This window comes from Parageobacillus thermantarcticus, from assembly GCF_900111865.1.
Classification (GTDB): domain Bacteria; phylum Bacillota; class Bacilli; order Bacillales; family Anoxybacillaceae; genus Parageobacillus; species Parageobacillus thermantarcticus.
Map to the genome: position 1 here is coordinate 1 of NZ_FOJS01000082.1, position 5,530 is coordinate 5,530.

A 5,530-nucleotide genomic window follows, 5' to 3' on the forward strand; every position below is an offset into this window, starting at 1 on the left:
AAATTTGAGAGGAGCTGTCCTTAGTACGAGAGGACCGGGATGGACGCACCGCTGGTGTACCAGTTGTCCCGCCAGGGGCACCGCTGGGTAGCTATGTGCGGAAGGGATAAGCGCTGAAAGCATCTAAGCGTGAAGCCCCCCTCAAGATGAGATTTCCCATCGCGTGAAGCGAGTAAGATCCCTCGAAGATGACGAGGTTGATAGGTCCGAGGTGGAAGCGTGGCGACACGTGGAGCTGACGGATACTAATCGATCGAGGACTTAACCAAGCGGAAAAACGGAAACCGCCTAGCGAAACGGTTTCTTCCGAACGGACGGTTATCTAGTTTTGAGGGAATGAAATAAATAAAAAAACTCTTGACATGATAATATTGGTCATTATAATAATACTTGTCTGATCAATAAAAAGGTTTGTAAAGAAAGAGACAATCAGTTCCTTCATTAGTTATTCCGCAGTAGCTCAGTGGTAGAGCAATCGGCTGTTAACCGATTGGTCGCAGGTTCGAATCCTGCCTGCGGAGCCATCTTGGAGAGCTGTCCGAGTGGTCGAAGGAGCACGATTGGAAATCGTGTAGGCGTGAATAGCGCCTCAAGGGTTCGAATCCCTTGCTCTCCGCCATTAATTAGTCACTATGGCCCGTTGGTCAAGTGGTTAAGACACCGCCCTTTCACGGCGGTAACACGGGTTCGAATCCCGTACGGGTCACTTTCTTTTTGCGGAGGATTAGCTCAGCTGGGAGAGCACTTGCCTTACAAGCAAGGGGGCGGCGGTTCGATCCCGTCATCCTCCACCATATTGCAATAAATCAGCAATATTTTTTCATCGTCGCGGGGTGGAGCAGTCCGGTAGCTCGTCGGGCTCATAACCCGAAGGTCGCAGGTTCAAATCCTGCCCCCGCAACCAACATTGGTCCCGTAGTGTAGTGGTTAACATGCCTGCCTGTCACGCAGGAGATCGCGGGTTCGAGTCCCGTCGGGACCGCCATAGTAGAATGAGTATAGAAAAACGGCTCGGTAGCTCAGTCGGTAGAGCAAAGGACTGAAAATCCTTGTGTCGGCGGTTCGATTCCGTCCCGAGCCACCACACTTATTCTTTTAGAAACGTGATTCATGTGCCGACTTAGCTCAATTGGTAGAGCAACTGAATCGTAATCAGTAGGTTGCGGGTTCAAGTCCTGCAGTCGGCACCATGAATATGGAGGGGTAGCGAAGTGGCCAAACGCGGCGGACTGTAAATCCGCTCCCTTTGGGTTCGGCGGTTCGAATCCGTCCCCCTCCATTTTGTATTTAGGGGCATAGTTTAATGGTAGAACAGAGGTCTCCAAAACCTCCGGTGTGGGTTCGATTCCTACTGCCCCTGCCATAAAATGAATAGACGTTGTATGGCGACTATGGCGAAGTGGTTAACGCACCAGATTGTGGCTCTGGCATGCGTGGGTTCGATTCCCACTAGTCGCCTTTCCTTCTACTTCTTGTTTTTTGGGGTATAGCCAAGCGGTAAGGCAACGGACTTTGACTCCGTGATGCGTTGGTTCGAATCCAACTACCCCAGCCACGATGCGGAAGTAGTTCAGTGGTAGAACACCACCTTGCCAAGGTGGGGGTCGCGGGTTCGAGTCCCGTCTTCCGCTTTCTGATGGCGGCATAGCCAAGTGGTAAGGCAGAGGTCTGCAAAACCTTTATCCCCGGTTCGAATCCGGGTGCCGCCTCCATATGCGTTAATGCTGGGATGGCGGAGTTGTGAAGCGCGTAGATCGTAAAATCTTGCGGTTATATTCAGTTCAAGTTTGATAAGTTTGATTTTTTACGTAAAAAATGCTTGACTTTATACTATTTATAATTTAAAATTGTACATGTGCTTATGCCGATGTGGCGGAATTGGCAGACGCGCACGACTCAAAATCGTGTGGGCTTTGCCCGTGTGGGTTCGACTCCCACCATCGGCATCATTGGTATCTGAAAGTTCACGATCAAAGATCGCGGAAGCATTGATACGACTGCGTTTGCAGTCGTTTTTCATTTTTTGGTAATCCGAAAAAAACCGATAGAATCTGAAAAAATTTTGCACGAATTTTGCACGGCTATTTTGCATGATACAAGTCATCCATGACTTCATCAAGAAGCGTATTTTCCGCTTGTTCTAATTCGTCTAATATATGCGAATATGTCTGTAGCGTAATACCAATATCCTTATGACCAAGTCGTTTTGAAATATATTTGATATTTGCTTTTCGATATAAAAGCATTGAGGCATGAGTATGCCTTAAGGAATGCATCGTCACCTCTTTTAAACCAAGTTTTCTGCAAAGCATTTTTAATGTCTTATTCACTGCATTATTAGACACTAATTCCATTTTTGTATTAACGAAAACGAGATTTTTTTCATTTCTCAATCCTGTTTTAATAGCGGCTTCGTTTTGCGCCTTTTTCAATTCCTTTAGCATTTTACAAGTATCCACATCAATTTTTATAGTTCGTTTGGATGAATAGGTTTTTGTATCAGCAAAATCATTGGTGTATTTGTAATCCCATGTTTTATTTATTGTTATTAGTCTATTTTTAAAATCGACACAATCCCATGTTAGTCCAAGAATCTCTGAAAAACGGGCTCCGGTTGCGATCGCGAATAGAATGATATATCTTGAAATATATTTTGGATTCATATCTTTTTTAATTTCGGCTATTAGTCTTTTTGCTTCCTCATAGTTGAGATATTTTAATTCCTCGTCTTTTCCCTTTTTCTTACCTTTGACAACTATCTTGTATGTCGGATCTCTCGTTATTATCCCTTCTTCAATTGCAGCCTTTATGCATTCTTTGATATAGGTATGCCGTTTTTTCACAGTCTCCGTCGCTCGGTTTTCAGCAATTTCATTGATAAATTTTTGATACATATCGCGGGTCAGTTCTTTCAATTTCACACCCTGGAAATACTGCTCTACAAGCTTGACAGACAATTCCACGTTTTTGTCGTGCTCTTTGCTATGTTTTCCCTTCTTGTAGAGTTCAAACCAATTTCTCATATATTCAGTAAAAAGCTGGTCACCCGCGTTGATGTCATATCCTTTGTGCAGCTGCTTCTCCAATTCCGCGGCCGCAAGTTCGGCTTCTTTCTTTGTACGAAATCCCCCTTTTGTTTTAGTTTTGTATTTCCCGTTTTCCTTGTACGAAACGCGGTAACGCCAGCCGCTTTTTGTTTTTTGAATGCTTGCCATATTTCTCCCTCCCTTTTCTAAAAGGATAGGCGGGACGTTGCCCGCCCGTCTAAATTCCTAGCGCTAGAAATTTAGAACCACTTTCTTTAGCTTGCCTATAATCCTAATGTTCTTCATATCATCTTTTCGCAGGATAATAGGCTTGTACGCCGGATTCTCGCTTTGTAGAATTATAGTATCATCTGATTTATACACCCGTTTTAGAACTGCCTCGCCGTCGATCAGCACGGCGGCGATGTCTCCATTCTCCACATCATCTTGTCTACGTATCATAAGTAAATCTCCATCCATTATTCGAGCGTTTATCATGCTGTCGCCTTTTGCACGGAGGAAGAAGTATTCACCGCCATTCAGCCAGCTTCTAGGGACTTCCTCATACCCTTCGATGTCCTCATATGCGATGACTCCGTTTCCGCAGCTGATCGTGCCGACAATAGGGAGTTTAACAAAATAGATGTGGTTTTTAGGCCCTTTTATTTCGTTTTCTTCAAAAAAGTAAGATATAGGAACCCCGAAATAATGAGCTATCATATCAAGCTTGTCCATTAGAGGTTTATTTCTACCCAATTCCCATGCGGAAACAGCAGTAGGCTTCACATCCAATATTTTTGCTAACTCTTCTTGCGTTAACTTGTGTGCCTTTCTTAATTGTTTTATTTTTTGTCCTATGTGCAATTTTTTTCACCTCCTTTCAAGTAATAATATACACTATAAGTATAGTTATATTCAAGGTTTGTAAAAAAAAATATACCAAAAGTGAAATTTTTAGTTGACAACTACACTTGAAGTGTAGTAGGATTGAATCAGAAGGAGGTGGAAGAATTGGAAATTAAATTCACGTTAGAACAAGCAAGAAAACATCGCGGTTTAACGCAAGAGCAGATCGCTAAAATGCTTGGTATGACAAAGCGCACTTATATTGATTATGAGCAATACAAGCGTGCTTTTCGAATTGATAAGGCGTTTTTATTCGCTGAAATTGTTAACATTCCGATTGATAATATAATTTTTTTTAATCCAAAACTACACTTCAAGTGTAGTAAGAGAAGTGAAACAGCTTGACTGTGCATTGCGAAAGGGAGGTGTACAAATGAATACGATCCGAATCGAGGAATGGAACGGGCATCAAATTCGGTTCATCGAAAAGTTACCTGGCGATTGGTGGGCAGTGCTGGCTGATATTTCAAAGGCGCTAAACTTGCAAACAGCAGCAGTTGCAAGACGTTTGAAGGCGATTGAAAAACAAGTCAAAAAGGATGTGATTTCAAGTCACACCCTTCCGACGTCTGGCGGGCCGCAGGAAATGACAATTGTGAATGAATACGGGATTTATGAAGCGATCACCCAAAGCCGTAAGAAAGAGGCGGTTGAATTCAGATTTTGGATTTACGACATCTTGAAGGCACTCCGACAAGCGTCCGGTCTTGAAGGTTTTCAAGTTTTTCGTATGTTGGACAAAGATCATCAAAAAGAAATGATGCGGAAACTCAGAGAATCACTCAACCAACCGGAACGGGTGGACTATATCAAAGCCAACACCATAGCAAACAAGGCAGTTTCTACTAAATACGGCTATCCGAAAATGGTCAAGAAAAACGAAATGACGCCGGATATGCTGATTGACCGTCAGCAGATTTTAGAGGATACGGTCAATCTTATGGCGATCAAAGAGAAGTTCGGTCTCGACATTTCCGTCAGCAAAACCATTTATCAAAAATACATTTCTTAAAGGGGTGGGTCGGATTGAACAAAATCTGGTGGTCCATGCAGGACCTCAAAGAGCGTACTGGATACAGCGAGGATTGGCTCAAAGAAAATATCCTGCTGCATCCTCGCTACAAACCGATGCTCGATATCGAAAACGGCGGCTTCGTGTACTACCCAGAAAAACGCGGGGAAAGATGGTGCTTCATCGCTTCACGGATGGAAGAATTCCTTGAAAAGCATTTTCGCGACATATTCATGAAAAAGGAAGTGACCGCCCATGCAAATCCGCAACGTCTCGTTCGATGAGTTGCCTGAATTCGTTCGCAAAGGGATTGAAGCCGGATATAAAAAGCCACTCTTTGTCAAAGCGACTGTGTTTGAGTTTTCCTTTGCGCCTTCATTGTACGAAGTGTGTGTGCTGGATTTAGACCGGAACGTCATCGCTGAAGTGACATTCGAGGAAGGAGCAGGTGTGAGACACGAATCAACGGTCATGCTTGGAACGGTGGTAGAGGCACTCAAAAAGTATCCAGAACGCTTTGGTCTCGAATGAGGCATTCCTTTTGGAAGAAAAGCGGACAAGCGGGAGGTGAATAACGTGAGTATTT

Annotated in this window: 6 protein-coding genes, 15 tRNA genes and 1 rRNA gene; 20 read left to right on the forward strand and 2 right to left on the reverse strand. The window is 43.8% G+C overall.

Annotation, left to right across the window (positions count from 1 at the left end; all coding sequences use genetic code 11):
* From BM278_RS17740 to BM278_RS17815, 16 genes are all read left to right on the forward strand, one after another.
* Positions 1–269 (forward strand): 23S ribosomal RNA (locus BM278_RS17740); the annotation flags it as partial.
* 180 nt (positions 270–449) lie between these two features.
* Positions 450–524: transfer RNA gene (locus BM278_RS17745), tRNA-Asn, on the forward strand.
* Between the two features lie 4 nt (positions 525–528).
* Positions 529–619 (forward strand) — tRNA-Ser (locus BM278_RS17750).
* Between the two features lie 15 nt (positions 620–634).
* Positions 635–706: transfer RNA gene (locus BM278_RS17755), tRNA-Glu, on the forward strand.
* Between the two features lie 12 nt (positions 707–718).
* Positions 719–794 (forward strand) — tRNA-Val (locus tag BM278_RS17760).
* 33 nt (positions 795–827) lie between these two features.
* A tRNA-Met gene (locus BM278_RS17765) sits at positions 828–904 on the forward strand.
* 5 nt (positions 905–909) lie between these two features.
* Positions 910–985 (forward strand) — tRNA-Asp (locus BM278_RS17770).
* Between the two features lie 23 nt (positions 986–1,008).
* A tRNA-Phe gene (locus BM278_RS17775) sits at positions 1,009–1,084 on the forward strand.
* Between the two features lie 30 nt (positions 1,085–1,114).
* A tRNA-Thr gene (locus tag BM278_RS17780) sits at positions 1,115–1,190 on the forward strand.
* A 7-nt stretch (positions 1,191–1,197) separates the two neighbouring features.
* Positions 1,198–1,279, forward strand: a tRNA-Tyr gene (locus tag BM278_RS17785).
* Positions 1,280–1,289: 10 nt separating this feature from the next.
* Positions 1,290–1,363 (forward strand) — tRNA-Trp (locus tag BM278_RS17790).
* Positions 1,364–1,385: 22 nt separating this feature from the next.
* Positions 1,386–1,458: transfer RNA gene (locus BM278_RS17795), tRNA-His, on the forward strand.
* A gap of 22 nt (positions 1,459–1,480) precedes the next feature.
* A tRNA-Gln gene (locus tag BM278_RS17800) sits at positions 1,481–1,555 on the forward strand.
* 4 nt (positions 1,556–1,559) lie between these two features.
* A tRNA-Gly gene (locus tag BM278_RS17805) sits at positions 1,560–1,631 on the forward strand.
* Between the two features lie 7 nt (positions 1,632–1,638).
* A tRNA-Cys gene (locus BM278_RS17810) sits at positions 1,639–1,712 on the forward strand.
* Between the two features lie 151 nt (positions 1,713–1,863).
* Positions 1,864–1,946: transfer RNA gene (locus BM278_RS17815), tRNA-Leu, on the forward strand.
* 135 nt (positions 1,947–2,081) lie between these two features.
* On the opposite strand, the gene BM278_RS17820 is transcribed toward BM278_RS17815, so the two are convergent.
* Positions 2,082–3,215 (reverse strand): tyrosine-type recombinase/integrase, encoded by a 1,134-nt coding sequence (locus BM278_RS17820; RefSeq protein WP_090952393.1) that lies wholly within the window; start codon positions 3,213–3,215, stop codon positions 2,082–2,084.
* 63 nt (positions 3,216–3,278) lie between these two features.
* On the reverse strand, positions 3,279–3,890 hold the full coding sequence (lexA, locus tag BM278_RS17825; protein ID WP_090952396.1) for a transcriptional repressor LexA: 612 nt from the start codon (positions 3,888–3,890) through the stop codon (positions 3,279–3,281).
* 147 nt (positions 3,891–4,037) lie between these two features.
* Between lexA and BM278_RS17830 the strand changes: the two genes are divergently transcribed.
* The 4 genes from BM278_RS17830 to BM278_RS17845 are packed head-to-tail and all read left to right on the forward strand — an operon-like array spanning position 4,038 to position 5,475.
* The gene (locus tag BM278_RS17830; protein ID WP_208601838.1) at positions 4,038–4,277 is read left to right on the forward strand and encodes a helix-turn-helix transcriptional regulator; all 240 of its coding nucleotides are present in this window, start codon (positions 4,038–4,040) and stop codon (positions 4,275–4,277) included.
* A gap of 28 nt (positions 4,278–4,305) precedes the next feature.
* Positions 4,306–4,944 (forward strand): BRO-N domain-containing protein, encoded by a 639-nt coding sequence (locus BM278_RS17835; RefSeq protein ID WP_208601839.1) that lies wholly within the window; start codon positions 4,306–4,308, stop codon positions 4,942–4,944.
* 14 nt (positions 4,945–4,958) lie between these two features.
* Positions 4,959–5,228 (forward strand): DUF771 domain-containing protein, encoded by a 270-nt coding sequence (locus BM278_RS17840; RefSeq protein ID WP_279625779.1) that lies wholly within the window; start codon positions 4,959–4,961, stop codon positions 5,226–5,228.
* Positions 5,200–5,475 (forward strand): hypothetical protein, encoded by a 276-nt coding sequence (locus BM278_RS17845; RefSeq protein WP_090947376.1) that lies wholly within the window; start codon positions 5,200–5,202, stop codon positions 5,473–5,475. Before BM278_RS17840 ends, BM278_RS17845 begins: the two co-directional genes overlap by 29 nt.
* Positions 5,476–5,530: the final 55 nt, after the last annotated feature.

Coding starts and splice junctions, on each gene's coding strand:
- BM278_RS17820 (WP_090952393.1), bottom strand. CDS start 3,215: ATGGCAAGCATTCAAAAAACAAAAAGCGGCTGGCGTTACCGCGTTTCG.
- BM278_RS17835 (WP_208601839.1), top strand. CDS start 4,306: ATGAATACGATCCGAATCGAGGAATGGAACGGGCATCAAATTCGGTTC.
- BM278_RS17845 (WP_090947376.1), top strand. CDS start 5,200: ATGCAAATCCGCAACGTCTCGTTCGATGAGTTGCCTGAATTCGTTCGC.